We start from the raw sequence: 19,985 nt of genomic DNA on the forward strand, positions 1-19,985 counted from the left end.
CTTCTACAAGGACGGCGAGTTCTTCACCGGCCTCGACAAGCGGGCGATCCAGGCCCGCGCGGACTACGCCCGGGAACGCGGCCTGGCCGGCGCGATGATGTACTCCCTGCTCGGTCTCGACGAGAGGACCACCCTGCTCAACGAGATCGTGGCCGCGGTCGGCGGGGTGGTGGGCGTGCCGCCGACCGCGGCCACGATCTCGTTGAGCAGGGTGGTCCTCTCGTCGAGACCGAGCAGGGAGTACATCATCGCGCCGGCCAGGCCGCGTTCCCGGGCGTAGTCCGCGCGGGCCTGGATCGCCCGCTTGTCGAGGCCGGTGAAGAACTCGCCGTCCTTGTAGAAGTACGAGGCCTTGGCCGCGTCGTCCCAGAAGGTGGTCGCCGGGTTGTCGACGATGCCGCCGAGCTCCTTGTAGTGGGCGATGCCGGCCTGCTGGCTGAGCGGACGGGCAGCCGACCCGCCGGTGGCGCTGCCGCCGAGGCCGTTGTTCGCCGCCGGGACGCCCTTCCAGCCGCGGTAGTAGAACTCGTAGCCGAGGGTCAGCTTGCCGGCGGGGAAGCCGCCGGTCACGCCGTAGGCGGGGTTGCCGTCGATGTAGGCGTCGATGGCGTTGTCGATCGAGTACTTCTGGGTGCCCGGCGCGATCGGGTCGGTCGGGTCGGACGCCGGCGAGTACAGCGGGGACTGGTGGTAGGCGGGTCCGTCGCCGTCCCAGGCGCCGTGCATGTCGTACGTCATGATGTTCGCGTAGTCGAGGTACGCGCCGATCTTGTCCGTCTCGATGTGCTTGATCTTGTCCTGGCCGGCCGGGAGGGCGGCGGTCAGCAGGTACTTCTTGCCGCCGTTGGCCGTGCCGTACGCGTCGAGCTGCTTGCGGAACTCAGCGAGCAGCAGCGTGAAGTTCTGCTTGTCCTCGGGGCCGTAGTGGTTGCCGAGATGGCCGCCGTCCGAGCCCGGGTACTCCCAGTCGATGTCGATGCCGTCGAAGATCCCGGCCGCGGTGCCGGGGCCGCCGAAGCCGCCCTCGACCGGCAGGTCGCCCTGGATGTACTGCTTGATGCAGGAGGAGACGAGCTTCTTGCGGCTCGCGTCGGTCTTGGCCGCGTCGTGGAAGTACTTGGAGTACGTCCAGCCGCCCAGCGAGATGTTGATCTTCAGGTGGGGGTGCTTCGCCTTCAGTTCCTTGAACTGGTTGAAGACGCCCACGATCGGCTGGTTCCAGGTGTCCGCGACGCCGTCGACGCTGTCGGCCGCGCCGAAGGACTTCTGGTAGTCGGCGTACGAGTCGCCCGCGCCGTCGCCGGCGTTGGGGTTGTTGTCGTCCCCGGCCGCCTTGTTGGCCATGAAGCACGTCAGGTCGGTCGGGTGGATGTTGCCGAACGAGTAGTTGATGACGTCGAGCTTGGCGGCGATACCCCGGGAGTCGAGGTGCTTGGGGTAGAAGGCGTTGCCGTAGACGCTCCACTGGTCGTAGTAGGCGATCTTGACTCCGCCCGCGGAGGCGGCGGCCTGAGTGGTGTCGTTCGCCTGGGCGGTGCCGAGTCCGGCGAATCCGGCCAGGGCGCCTGCGGCGAGCGCGGCGGTCGTGAATGCCGCGAGCAGCGGTCTGCGGGAGCGCACGTGCAGCCTCCGGGGTTGTGCGGAACGGGGGTCGAAGCGGTCGGGCAGGAGCAGTGAAGCGAGCCCCCCGACCCCGCGTCAATGGTCCGAACCAAACGAGGACTAGACCATTTTCGTCGCGAAACCCCTTGTCAGCGCCGTGCGATGGACGAAAAGAACCGCCCGTCACGGCGGTGACGAGCGGTTTAAGGATGAGTTAAGGGCCCGGGCCCGGGCGGTTGACGGATGAACCACCCGGGGTGCGAAACCCAGGTTTTACCCGGCGCGGCCGGCCGAGGACGAGCTGTCCGCCGCCGGCGGGAGCACCGGCAGCCCGTAGGCGTCCGCGATCAACTCGTAGCTGCGCAGCCGGACGTCGCCGCCGTGGGCGTTGGCCGTGATCATCAGCTCGTCCGCCCCGGTGCGCTCGCGGAGCGCGTCGAGGCCCGCACGGACGGCGTCGGGGGTGCCGTGGACGATGTTCTTCAGCCAGCCGTCGGCGAACTCCCGTTCCATGGCGGTGAACGGGTACGCCTCCGCCTCCTTCGGCGTCGGGATCAGCCCCGGCCGGCCGCTGCGCAGGTGGAGCATCGACAGCGCGCCCGTGAGCACCTGCCGGCGGGCCTCATGCTCGTCGTCGGCCGCCAGCGCGGCGACGCCGATCAGCGCGTAGGGCGCGTCCAGCACCGCCGAGGGCCGGAAGCTCTCCCGGTACAGCTGGAGCGCCGGCACGGTGTTGTGCGCGGAGAAGTGGTGGGCGAAGGCGAACGGCAGCCCGAGCACCCCGGCGAGCCGTGCGCTGAAGCCGGAGGAGCCCAGCAGCCAGATCGGCGGGCGGCCCGGGGACTGCACCCCGCCCGGCGCGGTCGCCTGCACCGGACCGGGCACGGCGTGGATGCGGGCGTAGGGGTGCCCGTCGGGGAAGTCGTCGTCGAGGAAACGGGTCAGCTCGGAGAGCTGCTGCGGGAAGTCGTCCGCCCCCTCGTGCAGGTTCTCGGTGCGCCGCAGCGCCGCCGCCGTGGCACCGTCGGTGCCGGGCGCGCGGCCGAGACCGAGGTCGACCCGGCCCGGCGCGAGGGCCTCCAGCGTGCCGAACTGCTCGGCGATCACCAGCGGGGCGTGGTTGGGCAGCATCACGCCGCCCGAGCCGAGGCGGATGCGCTCGGTGTGGGCGGCGAGGTGCGCCAGGATCACGGCGGGCGACGAGGAGGCCACGCCCGGCATCGAGTGGTGCTCGGCCACCCAGTGCCGGTGGTAGCCGCGGCTCTCGGCGAGCCGGGCGAGGGCCACACTGGTGCGCAGGGCGTCGGAGGCGGTGCGCCCGCTGCCGACGGTGACCAGATCGAGCACCGACAGCGGTACGGATGCGGAGCCGGCCGTGACTCCCCGGATCTCGTCGCCTGCCGCGTCCCTTGCGTTCACCGGTGATCCTCCTGAGTGGTCGTACGTACTCCGCCGCACAACAGGAGGCACTCTCCGCTTATTCCCGCGCCGGCCCGCCCGCTCCGGCCGCCGCTTCCCGGCGCACCCGCGTGCGGCCCGCCCGCTCCGGGCCCGGCGGGCTCAGTCCTTGCGGGCGAACAGCGTGCCCAGGTCGTCGGCCCAGGCGCCGTGCCGGTCCGCCAGCCGCAGCCCCTCCCAGACGGTCACCTGGTTCGCCGTGAGCACCGGCTTGCCCACGGCCTCCTCCAGCTCCGGCAGCAGCGCCACCGTGTGCAGCGCGGTGCCGGGCACCAGCACGGCCTCGGCCCGCTCGTGGTCCGCGCGGCGCACCAGGTCCAGCACCCGGGCGGGCTCCCACGCCGCCGCCTCGGACCGCGAGCCGACCCCGGCCGCCACCACGGACACCACTTCGATCCCGGCGCCGCCCAGGAACTGCGCGAACTGCTCCGCGACGTCCTCCGGATACGCGGCGGCCACGGCCACCCGGCCGGCCCCGACCTCCCGCGCCGCGCGCACGAAGGCGAACGACGTACTGGACGCCGGGAGTCCGGCCTTCACGGCGAGCGCGCGGGTCTGGCCGTGGGCGCCGTCCCACCCGTGGACGAACGATCCCCCGGTGCTCGCCCACACCACCGACTCCGCTCCCGAGAGGCGCAGCTCCTCGACGCCTGCCGCGAGCCGGTCGGCCGAGCCGCTGCCCAGCAGCGCGTCCGAGGTGTGCGCGTCCTCACCCGCCTCCGTGTGCACCACCGGCACGTTGACCCCGTTCAGCAGTGTCTCGATGCGGGGGTAGTCGTCCTCCGCCGCGTGCCCCGGGTAGAGCAGTCCCACGGTCGTCATCTCACGCCCTCCTGTCCTTCCGGCCCGGCCGCGGACGCCGCCGCCCGCCCGACGGGCCTGATGGCCCATCAGCAGAGCCTGCTGGGGGCCGGCCGCCGGGGCGCCGAGGGCGCGCAGGGCCGGTCGCAGTGTGACCTGGTTGGCGCAGACCGCGTCCCCGGGCAGCCGGGCTCGGCACCTCTTCCGATGGCGCGTGCCCGCCGGACGCCCATGGCAAAACAGGCCGGGCCGATCCGGTCCGCCCGGCCGGGCCGGGCCCCGGGCCGGGGGCTGCCGCCGCGCCGTACGGGGACCCCCGGCCGGGGGCTGCCGCCGCGCAGTACGGGGACCCCCGGCCGGGGGCTGCCGCCGCGCCGTACGGGGACGAAGTCCGGCCACCCGTCGACCACCACCGTTTCGACCGCCCGCCGCGTGGTACACGCCCCGACGGCGGTGCGTGCGGCCGGCACGACGTCGCCGTGGACGGCGGACACCCCCGCCGCCGGGGCGGACCGCCCGAGGACACAGTCGGATATCGGTCGGCCGTCGCGCACGCATACCCGCCGACGGCCCGGGTAGCCGCGCGCCCATGGCTCGAACAGAAGAACCACCATCGATGAGCAGACGCGCCCTGCTGCTCGGGACCGCGGGCGCGGGAGCGTTCGCGGTCGCCGCCACGGCGGGCTGCAGCCGGGTGCCGTCCGGGGACGTCCTCGCCCGGCTGAGGACCCAGGGGACGGTGCGCCTCGGCATCGCCGGTGAGGTGCCGTACGGCTACGTGGACGAGCAGGGGGAGTTCACGGGCGAGGCCCCCGAGCTGGCCCGGATCATCTTCGGGCGTCTGGGCATCGACCGTGTCCAGCCGGTCGCCACCGACTTCGCCTCCCTCATACCCGGCCTGAACTCGCAGCAGTTCGACGTGGTCTCGGCCGGTATGTACATCAACAAGGAGCGGTGCGCCCAGGTCATCTTCGCCGACCCCGAGTACCAGATGCTCGACTCGTTCATCGTGCGCAAGGGCAACCCCAAGAACCTGCGCAGCTACGAGGACGTGGTGCGCGCCAAGGCGAAGCTGGCCACCGGCACGGGCTACGCCGAGATCGGCTACGCGATCGCCGCCGGCATACCCGAGAAGGAGATCGTGATCCTCCAGGACCAGGTGGCCGGGCTGAACGCGGTCGAGTCCGGGCGGGTCGACGTCTTCGCCGGCACCGCGCTGACCGCCCGTGAGGTGGTCCGCAGGAGCAGCCGGGCGGAGGCCACCGAGCCGTTCGCGGCGGTCGTCGACGGCAAGAAGCAGATCGACGGCGGCGGCTTCGCCTTCCGGCCGACCGACACCGCGCTGCGCGACGCGTTCACCACCGAGATCCACAAGATGAAGAAGAGCGGCGAGTTGTTCCGGATCCTCAAGCCGTTCGGCTTCACGGAGTCCGAGATGACCACCCTGACCGCCGAGGAGCTGTGCAGGAAATGACAGCCGGACTCTGGCAGAACTGGGTGCTGCCCGGCATATGGATCACGGTCCAGCTGCTGGTCTGCAGCGCCGTACTGGCCGCGGTCACCGCCTTCGCCGTCGGCATGGCCCGCACCCACCGCTCCCGCGCCGTCCGCTTCCTGGCCGGCCTCTACACGGAGATCTTCCGCGGCACCTCGGCCCTGGTGCTGATGTTCTGGCTCTTCTTCGTGGTGCCCCCGCTGATGGGCTGGCAGCTCGTCCCGATGTGGGCCGCCGTCCTCGCCCTCGGCCTCTCCTACGGCGCCTACGGCGCCGAGATCGTCCGCGGCGCGCTGAACTCGGTCGCCCGCTCCCAGCGCGAGGCGGGCATCGCGCTCAGCTTCACGCCGTGGCAGCGGATGCGGCTGATCCTCCTCCCGCAGGCGGTGCCCGAGATGATGCCGCCGTTCTGCAACCTGCTGGTCGAGCTCCTCAAGGGCACGGCACTGGTGTCGCTGCTCGGCGTCGGCGACGTGTCGTTCGCCGCGTACCTGGTGCGGCTCGCCACCCAGGAGAGCGCCCAGATCTACACGATCAGCCTGGTGATCTACTTCGCGCTCGCGATGGTGGTGACCCGCTCGATGAAGGCGCTGGAGCGCAGGACCAAGCGGAACATCGGCATCGAGCCGGAACCCGGTCTGCTGGGCGGCGTGTTCGCCCGCCGGTCCGCGTCCGCCGCCGGCACCGAGGTGGCGGGGGGTGTGTCGAAGTGACCTGGGACTGGTCCGCCGTGGCCGACTTCATGCCCCGCTTCTGGGACGGAGTGCTCGTCACCCTGCAGGTGCTGGTGCTCGGTTCGCTGATCTCGTTCTCGCTCGGCCTGGTGTGGGCCCTCGCCTTCCGGGCGCCGAGCCGCTTCGTGCGCTGGCCGGTGCACGTCCTGACGGAGTTCATCCGCACCACCCCCCTCCTGGTGCAGCTCTTCTTCCTCTACTTCGTGCTGCCGGAGTGGGGCGTGCAGTTCTCCGCCCTCACCACCGGCACGATCGCGATCGGGCTGCACTACTCGACGTACACCGCGCAGGTCTACCGGGCCGGCATCGACGCGGTGCCGCGCGGCCAGTGGGAGGCGGCCAAGGCCCTGAGCCTGCCCGCCCACCGCACCTGGTCCGCGGTGATCCTGCCGCAGGCGATCCGGCGGATCACCCCCGCGCTCGGCAACTACGTCATCGCGATGCTGAAGGACACCCCGCTGCTCGCCGCGATCGGCGTGCTGGAGCTGCTGCAGCAGTCGCGTCTGGAGAGCGCGTCGACGTTCCAGTACACCGAGCCGCTCACCGTGATCGGCATCGCCTTCATCCTCATCGCCTACCCGGCTTCTCTGCTCGTCCGATCCCTGGAGCGCCGCCTTGTCCGCTGAAACGCCCCTCGACCCGCCCGCCGGTGCGACCGAGCCGCTGATCCGGTTCGACGACGTCACCAAGAGATTCGGGGACAACACCGTCCTGGACGACCTCTGTTTCACCGTCCGGCCCGGCAAGCACGTCACGCTGATCGGCCCCTCCGGCTCCGGCAAGACGACGATCCTGCGTCTGCTGATGACCCTGGAGAAGCCCGACGAGGGCACCATCACCGTGGCCGGTAAGCGGCTGTTCCCCGCGCCGGAGAAGGAGCGCCGCGAGGCGCGCAAGAAGATCGGCATGGTCTTCCAGCAGTTCAACCTCTTCCCCAACATGTCCGTGCTGCGCAACATCACCGAGGCCCCGGTGCGGGTGCTCGGCCGGCCCAGGGAGGAGGCCGAGACGCGGGCGAAGGAGCTGCTGGAGCTGGTCGGCCTCGGCGACCGGTGCGGCGCGAAGCCCTCGCAGCTGTCGGGCGGCCAGCAGCAGCGGGTGGCCATCGCCCGCGCGCTGGCCATGGAGCCGCAGGTGCTGCTGCTCGACGAGGTGACCTCGGCCCTCGACCCGGAGCTGGTGGCGGGTGTGCTGGATCTGCTGCGGGACATCGCGCGCACGACGGACATCACGATGGTGTGCGTGACCCATGAGATGAACTTCGCGCGGGACATCTCCGACGAGGTTCTGATGTTCGATTCCGGCAAGGTCATCGAGTCCGGCCCGCCGGAAAGAATCTTCTCGGATCCGGAGCAGGCGCGGACCCGGGAGTTCCTCGGCGCGGTGCTCTGACCACGCCTTCCCTGCACCATTCATGACAAGGGCATATGCCATGGTGATGCGCCCCAGCACACCCCGCTGGGGCGCCACATCATTTGCGCCAACACCCCGCCCTCGACGGGCCCTTGGCCGCTATCGTGGTACGGAAGCTTGCGGTCACAACCTGGTAGGGGGAAACCGTGGCGCTGAAGCCCGAGCCGACCGCGCCGTTCCATTCGGTGCAATACGTCTTGCGAGTCCTGGAGACGGTCTCCAAGCACGGTGGCGGAGTCACCGACGCCCAGATCGCCCGCGAGACCGGGCTGCCCACCGGTCATCTCGCCCCGATGATCGCCATGCTCCGCCGTGAGGGCTATGTGGAGCAGCTCTCCGACGGCGCCTACGTGATCGGGGACTCCCTGATCCTGCTCGGCTCCGGCGCCACCCGCAAGGAGGCGCTGGAGGCCAAGCTCCAGGAGACCCTCACCGAGCTGCGGGATTCGGTGGGCGCCGCCGTGTACATCAGCCGTTACATCGACGGCGAGGTCAAGATCACCCAGTTCGCGGACGGCCCCCGCACGCCCAAGGTCAACGAGTGGGTGGACTTCCGCTCGGCCGCCCACGCCAGCGCCGTCGGCAAGTGCCTGCTCACCCAGCTCGACGTGAACGGCCGCCGCGACCACCTGTCCCGCCACAAGATCGCCCGGCTCACCTCGCGGACGATCACGAGCGAGCGGCTGCTCTTCTCCAAGCTGGACTCGCAGCCCCCGACCGTCCCCGTCCTGGACCTCCAGGAGTACGCCGTGGGCACGGTCTGCGCGGCCGTCCCGCTGACGGCCGGCTCGGCCGTGGGCTGCCTGGCGCTCTCCCTGCCGATCGAGCACGCCCACCGGCTGCGCCAGGCCGCGGACACGCTCAACCGCAGGGCGGCGCCGGTGGTGCTCTCGCTGGCGATCTAGCGCCTCCGCCCCCGTGCCGGTCCGGCACGGGGGCCGACGTTTCGCCCGGATCCGCCCCCGTCCGCCCCGATCCGCGCGGGCGGTCAGCCCGGCGTCCCGTGGTCGGTGGCACCACCGCGGACCAGGTACTATTGACGAGTCGGCCGCCGCGCGGCAGACGAGTCACGCGCCGCTAGCTCAGTTGGTTAGAGCAGCTGACTCTTAATCAGCGGGTCCGGGGTTCGAGTCCCTGGCGGCGCACACAGGAAGCAGGCCCCTCGCGACAGCGGGGGGCCTGCTCGCGTACCGGGTCCGTCAGCGGACCGGCGTCACGCCGCGGCGGCGGGGGCGGGAGCGGCGGCCGGGGCGACGCCGAACACCGAGACGGCCTGGTAGTACGTCCACGCGGTGCCGTTGCAGGAGGTGCGGGTGGCGCCCGAGTACCGGGCGCAGACGCGCTTCAGGTCCTCGTAGAACGCCGAGTCGAGCCGGGACTTGTGGGCGCTGAAGGTCCCGGCCGCCTTGTAGTTGCGGTAGCCGAAGTCGTGGCGGGCACAGGACATCTGGAACGGGAAGCCGAACGGGTTGTCGGGCGACGTGGAGCAGTAGTCCGTCGACCAGTTGAACGCGTAGGCGCTCCAGGCGCCCTGGTTGGCACGGGCGGCCGCCCAGGCGTTGTAGCTGGACGCGCTGGTCTGCGTCCAGGAACTGAGCACCTGTGCCTTGTCGGCGGGGACGGCCTGGGCGCTGCCGGCGGTGAGCAGCGTGACGGGCAGCGCGAGCGCGGCGGCGGCGATGGGGAGGACCATTCTGTGGCGCATGCGTAACCTCCGTGCGGTGCAGGGGAGTTGGTACACGCCCGTGGGGTCTTTCCACGGCGGGTACAGCATGCCGATTCAACGCGCGTCCTGCACTGGTTTCGTACCGACAGGGGGGTGAATCCGTCGCGAACAACCGTCCCGCGGAAGCGCCCTTCACGCCGTCGGGCGCCCCGGCGCGCGGACACTGTCCCGTCCGCCCCCGCTTGTCCCGTTCGGGGCCCGGGTTCAGCGGAGGTAGGTGAGGACGGCGAGCACCCGCCGGTGGGTGTCCTCGGCCGGGGGGAGGCCGAGCTTGGCGAGGATGTTGCCGATGTGCTTGCCGACCGCGGCCTCGGTGACCACGAGTTCGCGGGCGACGGCGGCGTTGGACCGGCCCTCGGCGACCAGCGCGAGCACCTCCCGCTCGCGCGGGGTCAGCGCGGCCAGCGGATCCCGGCGGCGGCGCAGCAGCTGCCGTACGACCTCGGGGTCGACGACGGTGCCGCCGTCGGCCACGCGGGTCAGCGCGGCGACGAACTCCTCGACCTGGCCCACCCGGTCCTTGAGCAGGTAGCCGACGCCCGAGCCGTCTCCGGTGTCCAGCAGCTCGGCGGCGTACTCCCGCTGGACGTACTGGCTGAGCACCAGCACGGGCAGCGACGGCCGTTCGGCGCGCAGGGCGATCGCCGCGCGCAGGCCCTCGTCCTGGAAGCCGGGCGGCATGCGCACATCGGTGACGACGACGTCGGGCTCGTGCGCGGCGACCGCCGCCCGCAGCGCGGTGGCGTCCCCGACGGCGGCGACGACCTCGTGGCCGAAGCGGTGGAGCAGGGCGGTCAGCCCCTCGCGCAGCAGGACGCCGTCCTCGGCCAGAACCACCCTCAGCGCGCTCGGCACGGGATCTCCACTCTCAGCAGGGTCGGCCCGCCCGCCGGGCTGTCGACGGTCAGTGTGCCATCGAGGACGGCGAGCCGGTCGGCGAGCCCGGTGAGTCCGGAGCCGCCCCGGGCGTCGGCGCCGCCGTGCCCGTCGTCGTGCACCTCCACGCGGAGCAGGGCGCCGGTGTGGCGTGCGGTGAGGCGGATCCGGCGGGCGTCGCCGTGCCGGGCCGCGTTGGTCAGCGCCTCGCGGACGGCGAAGTAGGCGGCGCTCTCCACGGAGGGGTCGAGCCGGGGCAGTTCGACGTCGGTGTCGACGGGGACGGCCGAGTGGTCGGCGGCGTCGTCGAGGGCGGCGGCGAGGCCGTGGTCGGCGAGGACCTGGGGATGGATGCCGCGGATGAGTTCCCGCAGCTCGTCCAGGACGCGCCCGGTCTCCCGGTGGGCCGCGGCGAGCCGGTCCGCGAGCGGCCCGTCGGGGGCGTCGAGGCGGGCGAGGCCCAGGGTCATGGTGAGGGCGACGAGCCGCTGCTGCGCGCCGTCGTGGAGGTCGCGCTCGATCCGCCGGCGTTCCGCCTCGAAGGCGGCGACCAGCCTGGCCCGGGAGCGGGTCACCTCGCCGAGCCTCTCCCGCAGTTCGCCCTCGCGCGGGGCGAGCAGCAGGCGGGTGAGCTGGGCGCGGGCGGCGGCCAGCGCGGTCAGCGGGTAGAGCAGCAGCAGGAGGAGCACCAGTCCGGCGGCCGCGGCGGCGAGGGCCCCGGGCCAGGTGGTGACGAGGACGGTCTTGACGACCCGCGCCTCCTCTCCGTCGAGGGCGAACCGCACCGGTGTGGCGACGGCCGCCAGGGGCAGCGCGACGGCCGCGGCGACGGCGATCACGTCGAGCGGCCAGAGCACGAGCGCGTGCAGCAGCCCGTACGCGAACTCCCGCCAGGTCGCCTGCTCGGTGAGGCGCAGCCGCAGCCAGGCGGCGAGGCCGGGCTCGGCCGGGGTGCGGTGGGGCCCGGGAGCGGGCTCGGGGTCGATGATGCGCAGCCTGCGGCGTTCGACGGCGGCGAGGCCGGTGCCGGCGAGCACCAGCAGGGGCAGGCCGACGAGCAGCAGCGAGAAGCCGGCGAGCACCACGAGGCCCGTGAGGGCGACGACGCCGGTGACGGCGCCGCTCGCCAGATAGGCGGCGGCCCGCCAGGGCCAGGCGCTCCGTGGGAAGTCGCGCCTGGTCAGGGCCTGCCAGGGGGTGATCGCTGCGTCCATGGCGCACACGCTAGGCGGCGCCCTCGGGGCGGGTCGATGGGCCCTGTGGGTGCCGCGGGGGTGGGGCAGGCCCCACCCCCGCGGCGCAGCGCCCCGGGACCCGTCGGTGTTGCCCGGGGGCGCTGTGCTGGTGCCCGATGTCCGGCCGGGGATCAGAACTGGACGTCGGAGCAGGCGTAGAACGCGTTGGCCGTGTCGTGCACCGTCCAGACCGCGAGGATCAGGTGGCGGCCCGACTTCTGCGGCAGGTTGCCGGAGTGGGACAGGGTCGCCGGCGGCTGCTGGCCGTTGTAGGGGATGGTCAGGAACGGCTGGGACTCCAGCGCGGCACGGGTGAGCGGCTGGCTGGGGTTCCAGCCGTTCTTGGTGATGTAGTACTTGAAGTCCGTGGTGCGGTGGCGGGCGGTGAACTGCCAGCGGAACGTGTAGTTCTGCCCGGAGCTCACCTTGGTGGTGGGCCAGGCGCCGCCGCGCGGATCGTCGAGCTGGGCGAACGGTCCGTTGCCGCCGGCGCAGATCTTGCCGTCGGCGGGTCCGGCCGCCGGGAAGCCCTTCGGGCCCTCGACGCTCTGCGGCTCCCACTGGATGTTGCCGCAGTTGGAGACCGTCTGGTTGGCACAGAGCTTCTGCCGGCTGATGGGTGAGTCGGTGTAACCGTGGCTGCTCGCGCTGCCGGTGGCGAGCAGCGTCGTGCCCGCCACGGCGAGGCCGACGACGGCCGCGCCTATCTTCTTTCGCATGCTTGGCTCCAGGGAGAACGTGGGGGTTTCCTGATCGTGCTGCACGCGTGCGGTAGTACTACTTCCGGTCTAGACCAAGTCCCAATGTATTGACGGAACTTGAACATGTCCAGACCAATCACTGACCCTCTGCGGCGCCCGTCCGGCCCGTGTAGAAGGCGATCGTGAGGTCCTTCACCAGAGCCTTGCGCTCGTAGTCGTCCAGGTCGACGAGCCCCCGGTCGGTCAGCCGGCCGACGGTGTCGTCCACCGCGTCGACGACGGAGGTGAGCACGGAGTCGCGGTGCCGGGCGTCGAGGGCGGCCACCTTCCTGCGGTGCATCGCGCCGGCCACCTCGGGCGCGTAGTCGACCACCGTCGGCTGGGCCGTGAAGATCTCGATCCCGGCCGGGGCGCACTCGGCCGCCAGCATCCGCGTGAGGTCGGCCCCCACGGACTCGGCGTCGCGCAGGGTCGGCACGGCCTCGCCGAAGCCGTCGGCCGGAAGCTGCGAGAAGATCCGCGCGGTCACCGCCTCCACCTGCTCGGCCAGATACGTCTCATGGCTGCGGACGCCCAGCGCCGCCCGCGCGGTGTCCTCCACCCGCCACACCACGAGCACGGTCACCCGCAGCGCCGTGCCCTCCGCGTCGTGCACGGGCATGGCCTCGCTGCGCCAGTGCCGCAGCCGCACCTCGATCCGCTGCCGCAGCACGAGCGGGCTCACCCAGACCAATCCGGTCCGCCGGACGGTGCCGCGGTAGTCGCCGCACAGCGTGAGGACCCAGGCGTGGCCGACGCGTCCGAGGCCCAGACCGCCGAGGCCGAACAGCGCCAGCACCACCCCGAGGGCGAGCAGGCACCAGACCCCGATGCCGATGCCCTGGTACGGCGGCGGGGTCACGCCGAGGAGGCGGCCCACCATCCCGGGCACCGCGCCCGTCCCCCACAGCAGGGCCCCGATGCCGGCGAGCGAGCAGCCGCCCGCGACGAGCCCCGTCCAGCCGGGCAGGACCGGGCCCGGCCGCTCGCCGAGCCCGGGGTCGACGGGCGGCGCCGGGCGCTTCGCGGCGGACGCCGGCGGCGTGCCCCGGCCGGTGACCCTGGGCTGTTCGCCGGTGCCCTGCCGCCGGGAGATCACGGCGGGCCGCAGTCCCGTGGGCAGCACATGCGGACCGCTGTCGTCCCGGAAGAGCAGGTGGACCGGGATCTCCGTGGTCGTCTCGCTCGCGATGACCATCTGGCGCCGCGGGGGGTCGGACGGGACGCCGCCCTCCGGCTCCGACGTCGTGGTGTTCATGGCACCTCGGCTTTCGTTCGGTTGCTCTGTGGCTGTCCGGCGGGAAGGGACCGGCACCTCGGGCGGGGCCGGTCCTCTCCCCTCGGGGGACGGCCGCCGCGCACGGGTGCGGGACGGCCGGTGGTGCGCGGGCGTCGGCGCGCCGGAGGGATCAGCGGGCCCCGAAGAGCCGCCGCCAGGTGTGGGGGCCCGGGTAGCCGTCCGCCTCGGCGCCCCGCCAGCCCTGGGCCCGCTGGAAGTCGCGGACGTTGCGCCGGTCCGCCTCGGTCCAGCGCGGCGAGGGCCCGGTGGCGTAGTGCCGGCCGAAGCCCCGCGCGACGAGCTGCCGGCCGAGCCGGGTGACGTGTGCGTTGCTCGCGCCCGGGCGGAAGTGGCCGGGGCCGGGGAACGCCGGCGGCTGCGCGGTGGAGCCGCCGGTCGGCGCGGCGGGGATGTCCCGGCCGGTCTTCCCCGTCAGCAGCCGCCAGGTGTGGGGGCCGGGCCTGCCGTCCGCCTCGGCGCCCCGCCAGCCCTGGGCCCGCTGGAACGCCTGGGTGGCGCGCCGGTCGGCGTCCGTCCAGCGGGGCCCCGGCCCCTCCCGGTAGAAGCGGCGGCCGCCGCGCTCGACGAGCATCCGGCCGAGCCGGGTCACGTGCGCGTTGTTCGCGCCCGGCCCGAAGGAGGCCGCGCCGGGGAAGGGCTCCACCGTGCTGGTGCCGCCGCCGGCCGCCGCGGCGAGGCCCTTGTAGCGGTAGGCGACGTAGGAGGCGGAGTTGTTCCAGTACGCCATGGGCGTGGCCTGCTTGCGGGTGTGCGGCTTGGTCTGCTCGTAGGCCACGTAGGAGGCGTGGGTGTAGTCGGTCCAGCCGCCGAAGATCGTCACGTGGGAGCCCGACGTGGGCTCGGCGGGGTTGTGGAAGAGCAGGATGTCGCCGGGCTGGAGGTCCTCGCGCCGGATCCGGTCGGCGAAGGCGGCGAGGCTGCCCGTCCACTCGTTGCCCGGCAGGTCCCACGCCATGGAGACGTAACCGGAGCAGTCCTGCCGGTATCCGTCGCTCCAGTACTTGGTCATGCTGTACGGCACCTTCGCGGTGACCCACTTCCCGGCCCGCTCGATGATCTCCGCCCGGGTCGTGGCGCGCAGCGGGGCTCCGGTGGCGGGCTTGCCGGAGGGGCCGTGCAGGGGGCCGGTCCCGCCTTGTTCGGTCGGCGGCTCGGGATCCGCCGTGGGCAGCTGCGCCCGCACGGCGCCGGCCGCGGGGGCGACGGCTGCCGCCGCTCCCCCGCCGCCGATCACCGCGCTCGCCGCGGTGACCGCCACCAGGGCGCGGCGGCAGCCGCGGGCCGAGGGGTGGGATCCGGCGGCCCGTGTGCGGCGCCGCGCCGCGCATCCGGTGCAGTCGCAGTCGCCGTCGGGCTCGTACTCCTCGAAGACCGGCAGGGCCATACGCGTCGCCTCCCCATTCGCAGTCGACAAGCCGTTCACGCTCGACAAGATCTTCTGACGATGTTTCACGAGCGCAGTGTCTCCATCGCATGGACAAAACGCATTTTGACGGATGAAAAGGTAAATACAACGATCCGACCGGCCCGGGCGCGGCGGCCCACGGTCCCGGGGTGCGCGGAGCACCCCTCGGGATCCGGTAGAGTTCTCCAGGTCAGCAGGCGCCGCTAGCTCAGTTGGTTAGAGCAGCTGACTCTTAATCAGCGGGTCCGGGGTTCGAGTCCCTGGCGGCGCACGCACAGAGCGAGGCCCTCTCATACCGATGAGAGGGCCTCGCTCGTTTCCGGGGGCCGGCGGCGTCAGCGGGAGGTGAGGGCCGCGCGGGCCGGCAGACTCAGCCGGCCCCGGTGAGATACGCGGAGACGACGACGTTCGCGGTGTAGCTCCCGCTCGCCCGGTCGAACACACCGCCGCAGGTGATCAGCCGCAGTTCCGCCCGCCCCGGCTCGCGGGGGCCGTACACCAGGCGGGCGTCGAACCGGGCCCGGTCGAAGACCCGCACGTCGTCGACGGTGAACACGGCCACCCGCCCGTCCTCGCCCGTCACCTCGATCCGCTCCCCCGGCCGCACCGTGCTCAGGTCGTAGAAGACCGCCGGGCGGGTGTCGGTGTCGACGTGCCCGACGAACAGGGCCGCCCCCGGCTCCCCCGGCCGCGCCCCGGCGCCGTACCAGCCGACCCGGTCCGCCGCCGTCCWGGACGGCGGGTCGATCGCCCCCCGACCGTCGAGGCCGCGCACGACGACGGGCGCCGAGACCCCGAGCGCGGGCACCGCCAGCCGCTCGGGCCGCGACGCGGTGAGCGGAGGATGCGGGGCGGGCATCGGCACGCCGGGCGGGCGGCCCACCGCGGCCATGTCACCGGTGGTCGGCGCGGAGCTCCCGGCCGCACCGCCGGGGGCGCCACCGCCCCACAGCCACAGCACGAGGACCAGGAATGCCCAGAGCACACCGACGACGGCACGCCCGGCGCCACGGGCCGGGGCGCCCGTCCCGAAGCCCCGCATCTCAGTCGGACCTGGTCCGTCCGCGGCGGCGGGCGCCCCGGACGGCGAAGACCACCGCCGCGACACCGGCGAGCACCAGGCCGGCCACGGCCTGCCGCGCGCTGGGGCCGGCGTCCTCGGGATCCACCGCCGCCACCGGGGCGGCGATGGCCACGGCGCCCCCGCCGCCCGCGCGCACCGGCGCGACCGGCGAGGCGTGCACCCGGGCGGCCGGTTCGGCCGCGGCGGGGCGCGCGCTCCCGGGCCGTACGGTCAGTTCCGCCCGGCCATGGGGGCGTCCGTCGCAGGTGAGGCGGACGGTGAAGGTGCCGGGCCGCGCGTCCGGCCTCACCCGCGCCGCGCCGGCGGGGCCGCGCGCCCCGGGCCCGGCGCCGAGCTCCGCGTCCGCGGCGAAGGCGTCGGAGCGGGCGACGGCGCCGCCGGGACAGCCGTCCGCCGCGATGCGGACCACCCCGCCCGGGGCGGCCGCCGACGGACTGAGCCGGACCGCCCGGTCATCGGCGACGGCGACCGGAGCGGGCGCCAGCACGAGCACGGCGACCAGCCCGGCGGTACGGAGAGCGAGGGAACCTGCACACATCGTGAACCTCCTGGTACCGAGATTCACTCGTACCGGGCGTTTCCGCATCCGCAGAACCGGCACCACCCCCCGACCTGCACGGACGCCCCGGACCGGGGCCCGGGGCGTCGGCGGCGGCTCAGATGCGGTCGACGAGGTCCGCGATCGAGTCCACGACCTTGGACGGCCGGAAGGGGTAGCGGTCGACGAGGGCGGGCGTCGTGGAGCCGGTCAGCACCAGGAACGTCTGCATGCCGGCCTCCAGACCCGCGAGCACATCGGTGTCCATCCGGTCGCCGATCATGGCGCTGGTCTCGGAGTGGGCGCCGATGGCGTTGAGCCCGGTCCGCATCATCAGGGGGTTGGGCTTGCCCGCGAAGTACGGGTCCTTGCCGGTCGCCTTGGTGATCAGGGCGGCCACCGAACCGGTCGCCGGCAGCGGGCCCTCGGTGGAGGGGCCGGTGTTGTCGGGGTTGGTGCAGATGAACCGGGCGCCGTCGTTGATCAGCCGGATCGCCTTGGTCAGCGACTCGAAGCTGTAGGTGCGCGTCTCGCCGAGCACGACGTAGTCCGGCTCGTGGTCGGTGAGCACGTACCCGATGTCGTGCAGCGCGGTCGTCAGGCCGGCCTCGCCGATGACGTACGCCGTGCCGCCGGGCCGCTGGTCGTCGAGGAACTGGGCGGTGGCCAGCGCCGAGGTCCAGATGTTCTCCACCGGGACGTCCAGCCCCATCCGCGCGAGCCGGGCGTGCAGATCACGGGCCGTGTAGATGGAGTTGTTCGTCAGCACGAGGAACGGCTTCCCGGTCTCCTTCAGTTTCCTGAGGAAGGCGTCCGCGCCGGGGATCGGTACGCCCTCGTGGATGAGGACACCGTCCATGTCGGTCAGCCAGGATTCGATCGGCTTGCGCTCTGCCATGGGGGCGGACTCCTGCCGTGCATGTGTGCGTGCTGGTGGGCGCCGCGACTGCGCTGTGGCGACGGCCCCCAGCGTAGTCAGGATGCGTGCGTCCCGACCCCGCCGTTCACCTGCTGATCCACCGCGGCCCGATCACCCCCGGCCCGGCGTGGCCCGGGGCGCGTTCAGCGGCGGCGGAGGCGGGAGCGGCGGTTCAGGAGGACGGCGACACCGGTGCCCGCCGCGATCACCGAGGCCACGGCGGCGATCCGCACCGCGGTCCCGGAGCCGGTGGAGGCGAGCTGGTCGGGGTGGTGCGGATACCCGGACGGCGGCCGCTCCGCCGCCCCGGACGACTCGGCTGTCCCCGGCGCCGTCGCCGTCGCGCTCCCGGACGGATCCGGGGCTCCGGACCGCTGCGGGGTCCCGGTCGGAGGGGTGGACTCCGCGGGCTCGCGCGTCCCCGGCGACGGCGCGCCGCTCACCGCGACGTGCCAGTCGCCGGACTCGCCGACCCAGTCCCCGTCGTCGCCCTTGCGCTGGACGACGGCGGTGTTGACGGTGACGTCACCCGGCGCGGTGCCCGCGGCGAACGAGAGCCTGGCCTCGACGGTGACCGTCCGGCCTGCCGGGACGACGAAGCCCTGGAACCCGTCGTCGACCGCGCCGACCAGTTCGGCCTCGCCGGTCCTCTCCAGGGCGACCGCGCGCCACCGTCCCGCGTCCGTGTCGTGGAACTGGACGGCGACCCGGTCGGCGGCGAGCGCCCCGTCCCGGTCGGTGAGAATGACGACCGGGTGGATGTGGTGGCACAACTCCGGGGTGGTGTTGGTCAGATCGAGCCGCCAGCCCTGGAAGCCGGAGCCGGGGCGCACGGTGGCGGGCCCGCCGTGGATGCGGGTGCGGATGGGGAACTGCGGGTCCGACTCCTTGCCGCAGGTCGGCTGCTGGTCCGCCGGGCGGGAGACTCCCTGCCCGCCGGGGCCCCGGCGGTCCACCGGACGGTCGTCGTCGGCGAGTGCGGGGAGCGCCAGCGCCCCCGCGGTGATCATCGCGGCGGTCGCCGTACCGGCGGTGAGGGCGAGGGCGTTGCGCAGTCGCATGGGTGGCCTTTGCTTGCTCTCGTGCTGCCGGGCCACCCGGACCGTGGCCCCCCGGACCCTGTCATCGTTGCCCCGCCGGGCCGCCCACGGGCGCCGGCGTACGGCCAGACAGCGGCGCGGCGCCGCTCCTGGCGCCGTATTTTCACCCTGCCGGGTCGGCCGCGGGCGCGGCCGGAGCACGGCCGAACACGGGCGCGAGCACCAGTTGCGCCGCCCCCTCGGCGACCGTGTTCGGCCCTCCCGGCGCGGGCGCCACCGGCACCGGGCCGCGGCGCGCGACGGCCTCGGCGACCCCGCGCACGAACGCCTCCTCGGACGCGGCGACCGCCCGGCCCCCCAGCAGCACCCGGTCGATGTCCAGCAGTCCCACGAGGTTGCCGGCGGCCGTGCCGAGCACCCGGGCGGCCTCGGCGACGTCGCCGCGGGCGACGGCGGCCAGGCACAGCACCTCGACACAGCCGCGCTCGCCGCAGTCGCAGAGCGGGCCGTCGAGCTGGAGGACCTGGTGCCCGAACTCCCCCGCCCCGGTGCGCGCCCCCCGGTGCAGCGCCCCGCCGAGCACCAGCCCGGCGCCGAGCCCGGTGCCCAGGTGGAGGTAGGCGAACGAGTCGCCCGGGCCGCGCAGGGCGAGGCCGAGGGCCGCGGCGTTGGTGTCCTTGTCGAGGACGACCGGCAGCCCGAGGCGCTCGGCGAGCGCGTCCCGCAGCGGATAGCCGTCCCAGTGGGGATGCCCGGTGACCCGGTGCGGGACGCCCCCCGCATGGTCCAGGGGGCCGGGCATCGCCACCCCCACCCCGAGCACCAGCGGCCACCGGGGGGAGGGGGCGGAGGGGGCGCGCTGCACCGGGGGGCGCCGACGCGGGGGAGCCAGATTCGGGGGTGGCGACCGGCCCGGGGGAGCCCGGTCCGGTCGGGGGCGGCGCGAGGCCGGGTCCAGGGGCCTCGGTCGCTCCCGGAAGCCGGGCCGTGGCGGTGGCCAGGTCCGTGCCGGAGCCGCCGGGGGCGGCGGGCCGCCCGTCGGGCGCGTCGGCCGCGGGCGGTGTCGCGTCGTCCGGTGCGACGTGGGCCAGGAGCGCCTCCACCTGTGCGGCGGCGGACGCCACGACGGTGTCCGCGGGTGCGCCGAGGTCGAGCGGGGCCCGGTGGGTCGCGACCCGGGTGCCGGCCAGGTCGAGGAGGACGGCGGTCAGCTCGTCGCGGTCCAGATGGAGCCCCACCGCGTACCCGGCCGAGGGGACGAGACGCAGCACCGTGCGCGGCTTCCCGCCCGTGGAGGCGCGCCGGCCCGCCTCGGCCGCCATGCCCTCGGCCCGCAGACGGCCGACGATCTTGCTGACGGCCTGCGGCGTCAGCCCCGTGCCCTCGGCCAGCTCGATCCGGCTGATGCCGGCCTCCCCTGCTCCGCGCAGCAGGTCGAGCACGAGCGCCGCGTTGTGGCTGCGCAGCGCGGGCAGGTTGACCCCGCCCGCCGGCGCCGTCCGCCGGGCCGTCGGCGCCGGGGCGCCCGGCTCGCCGGGGGCACCGAGGTCTCGGGGGCCGTTCGGGGCATGCGGTTCATGCGGATCGGGACGCGTCACCCCCCTATTGTCGGGCCCGCT

At 73.7% G+C, this 19,985-nt stretch carries 18 protein-coding genes, 2 tRNA genes and 1 pseudogene; 7 read left to right on the forward strand and 14 right to left on the reverse strand.

Translation table 11 applies throughout. The features are described from left to right. Positions 1–63: 63 nt before the first annotated feature. The 3 genes from EAO77_RS03260 to EAO77_RS03270 form a co-directional block, all read right to left on the reverse strand. A complete protein-coding gene (locus EAO77_RS03260; RefSeq protein WP_261993780.1) occupies positions 64–1,620 on the reverse strand; it encodes a glycoside hydrolase family 18 protein in 1,557 nt (518 codons plus the stop codon). 255 nt (positions 1,621–1,875) lie between these two features. Beyond that, positions 1,876–3,021 (reverse strand): LLM class flavin-dependent oxidoreductase, encoded by a 1,146-nt coding sequence (locus EAO77_RS03265; RefSeq protein ID WP_147986620.1) that lies wholly within the window; start codon positions 3,019–3,021, stop codon positions 1,876–1,878. A gap of 141 nt (positions 3,022–3,162) precedes the next feature. Beyond that, entirely contained in the window at positions 3,163–3,882 is a 720-nt protein-coding gene (locus EAO77_RS03270; protein WP_147986621.1) for a decarboxylase, read from the reverse strand. A gap of 595 nt (positions 3,883–4,477) precedes the next feature. On the opposite strand from EAO77_RS03270, the gene ehuB reads away from it, so the two are divergent. From ehuB to EAO77_RS03300, 6 genes are all read left to right on the forward strand, one after another. After that, positions 4,478–5,335: an ectoine/hydroxyectoine ABC transporter substrate-binding protein EhuB gene (gene ehuB / locus EAO77_RS03275; RefSeq protein WP_187283100.1), complete on the forward strand. Its 858-nt coding sequence runs from the start codon at positions 4,478–4,480 to the stop codon at positions 5,333–5,335. Continuing rightward, positions 5,332–6,069, forward strand: a complete 738-nt coding sequence (gene ehuC, locus EAO77_RS03280; protein WP_147986622.1) for an ectoine/hydroxyectoine ABC transporter permease subunit EhuC — start codon at positions 5,332–5,334, stop codon at positions 6,067–6,069. The genes ehuB and ehuC overlap by 4 nt, the downstream gene beginning before the upstream one ends. Next, positions 6,066–6,716, forward strand: coding sequence for an ectoine/hydroxyectoine ABC transporter permease subunit EhuD (gene ehuD, locus EAO77_RS03285; protein ID WP_147986623.1), 651 nt, complete (start codon positions 6,066–6,068; stop codon positions 6,714–6,716). The genes ehuC and ehuD overlap by 4 nt, the downstream gene beginning before the upstream one ends. Further along, positions 6,706–7,482 carry an amino acid ABC transporter ATP-binding protein gene (locus EAO77_RS03290; protein WP_147986624.1) on the forward strand — a complete coding sequence of 259 codons (777 nt, stop codon included), beginning with the start codon at positions 6,706–6,708 and terminating at the stop codon, positions 7,480–7,482. Before ehuD ends, EAO77_RS03290 begins: the two co-directional genes overlap by 11 nt. Positions 7,483–7,649: 167 nt before the next feature. After that, positions 7,650–8,408: an IclR family transcriptional regulator gene (locus EAO77_RS03295; protein WP_147986625.1), complete on the forward strand. Its 759-nt coding sequence runs from the start codon at positions 7,650–7,652 to the stop codon at positions 8,406–8,408. Positions 8,409–8,574: 166 nt separating this feature from the next. Continuing rightward, positions 8,575–8,648: transfer RNA gene (locus EAO77_RS03300), tRNA-Lys, on the forward strand. A 68-nt stretch (positions 8,649–8,716) separates the two neighbouring features. Here EAO77_RS03300 and EAO77_RS03305 read toward each other — a convergent pair. The 6 genes from EAO77_RS03305 to EAO77_RS03330 form a co-directional block, all read right to left on the reverse strand. Further along, positions 8,717–9,208 (reverse strand): phospholipase, encoded by a 492-nt coding sequence (locus EAO77_RS03305; RefSeq protein WP_147986626.1) that lies wholly within the window; start codon positions 9,206–9,208, stop codon positions 8,717–8,719. Positions 9,209–9,433: 225 nt separating this feature from the next. Then, complete coding sequence (locus EAO77_RS03310; RefSeq protein WP_147986627.1) at positions 9,434–10,084, reverse strand: response regulator; 651 nt, start codon at positions 10,082–10,084, stop codon at positions 9,434–9,436. After that, positions 10,069–11,319 carry a sensor histidine kinase gene (locus tag EAO77_RS03315; protein WP_147986628.1) on the reverse strand — a complete coding sequence of 417 codons (1,251 nt, stop codon included), beginning with the start codon at positions 11,317–11,319 and terminating at the stop codon, positions 10,069–10,071. The genes EAO77_RS03310 and EAO77_RS03315 overlap by 16 nt, the downstream gene beginning before the upstream one ends. Positions 11,320–11,471: 152 nt before the next feature. Next, positions 11,472–12,059 (reverse strand): lytic polysaccharide monooxygenase, encoded by a 588-nt coding sequence (locus EAO77_RS03320; protein ID WP_147986629.1) that lies wholly within the window; start codon positions 12,057–12,059, stop codon positions 11,472–11,474. Between the two features lie 118 nt (positions 12,060–12,177). Further along, a complete protein-coding gene (locus EAO77_RS03325) occupies positions 12,178–13,338 on the reverse strand; it encodes an SPFH domain-containing protein (RefSeq protein ID WP_147986630.1) in 1,161 nt (386 codons plus the stop codon). Between the two features lie 151 nt (positions 13,339–13,489). After that, positions 13,490–14,764, reverse strand: coding sequence for a peptidoglycan-binding protein (locus tag EAO77_RS03330; RefSeq protein ID WP_147988915.1), 1,275 nt, complete (start codon positions 14,762–14,764; stop codon positions 13,490–13,492). A 218-nt stretch (positions 14,765–14,982) separates the two neighbouring features. Here EAO77_RS03330 and EAO77_RS03335 point away from each other — a divergent pair. Then, positions 14,983–15,056, forward strand: a tRNA-Lys gene (locus EAO77_RS03335). Positions 15,057–15,155: 99 nt separating this feature from the next. Here the strand turns inward: EAO77_RS03335 and EAO77_RS03340 are convergent. From EAO77_RS03340 to EAO77_RS03360, 5 genes and pseudogenes are all read right to left on the reverse strand, one after another. Next, the gene (locus EAO77_RS03340) at positions 15,156–15,827 is read right to left on the reverse strand and encodes a class F sortase (RefSeq protein WP_147986631.1); all 672 of its coding nucleotides are present in this window, start codon (positions 15,825–15,827) and stop codon (positions 15,156–15,158) included. A 1-nt stretch (position 15,828) separates the two neighbouring features. Beyond that, entirely contained in the window at positions 15,829–16,407 is a 579-nt protein-coding gene (locus EAO77_RS03345; protein WP_261993781.1) for a hypothetical protein, read from the reverse strand. 118 nt (positions 16,408–16,525) lie between these two features. Then, positions 16,526–17,305, reverse strand: coding sequence for an HAD-IIA family hydrolase (locus tag EAO77_RS03350; RefSeq protein ID WP_147986632.1), 780 nt, complete (start codon positions 17,303–17,305; stop codon positions 16,526–16,528). Between the two features lie 164 nt (positions 17,306–17,469). Continuing rightward, positions 17,470–18,387, reverse strand: a complete 918-nt coding sequence (locus EAO77_RS03355; RefSeq protein WP_147986633.1) for a hypothetical protein — start codon at positions 18,385–18,387, stop codon at positions 17,470–17,472. A 142-nt stretch (positions 18,388–18,529) separates the two neighbouring features. Beyond that, positions 18,530–19,841, reverse strand: a pseudogene (locus tag EAO77_RS03360) (ROK family protein). Positions 19,842–19,985: the final 144 nt, after the last annotated feature.

Source organism: Streptomyces sp. T39 (assembly GCF_008042045.1).
Lineage (GTDB): Bacteria > Actinomycetota > Actinomycetes > Streptomycetales > Streptomycetaceae > Streptomyces.

Bases quoted from the DNA above. Each gene is read 5' to 3' on its own strand.
- EAO77_RS03270 (WP_147986621.1), bottom strand. From the start codon at position 3,882: ATGACGACCGTGGGACTGCTCTACCCGGGGCACGCGGCGGAGGACGAC.
- ehuB (WP_187283100.1), top strand. From the start codon at position 4,478: ATGAGCAGACGCGCCCTGCTGCTCGGGACCGCGGGCGCGGGAGCGTTC.
- ehuC (WP_147986622.1), top strand. From the start codon at position 5,332: ATGACAGCCGGACTCTGGCAGAACTGGGTGCTGCCCGGCATATGGATC.
- EAO77_RS03305 (WP_147986626.1), bottom strand. From the start codon at position 9,208: ATGCGCCACAGAATGGTCCTCCCCATCGCCGCCGCCGCGCTCGCGCTG.
- EAO77_RS03315 (WP_147986628.1), bottom strand. From the start codon at position 11,319: ATGGACGCAGCGATCACCCCCTGGCAGGCCCTGACCAGGCGCGACTTC.
- EAO77_RS03320 (WP_147986629.1), bottom strand. From the start codon at position 12,059: ATGCGAAAGAAGATAGGCGCGGCCGTCGTCGGCCTCGCCGTGGCGGGC.
- EAO77_RS03325 (WP_147986630.1), bottom strand. From the start codon at position 13,338: ATGAACACCACGACGTCGGAGCCGGAGGGCGGCGTCCCGTCCGACCCC.
- EAO77_RS03330 (WP_147988915.1), bottom strand. From the start codon at position 14,764: ATGGCCCTGCCGGTCTTCGAGGAGTACGAGCCCGACGGCGACTGCGAC.
- EAO77_RS03345 (WP_261993781.1), bottom strand. From the start codon at position 16,407: ATGTGTGCAGGTTCCCTCGCTCTCCGTACCGCCGGGCTGGTCGCCGTG.
- EAO77_RS03350 (WP_147986632.1), bottom strand. From the start codon at position 17,305: ATGGCAGAGCGCAAGCCGATCGAATCCTGGCTGACCGACATGGACGGT.
- EAO77_RS03355 (WP_147986633.1), bottom strand. From the start codon at position 18,387: ATGCGACTGCGCAACGCCCTCGCCCTCACCGCCGGTACGGCGACCGCC.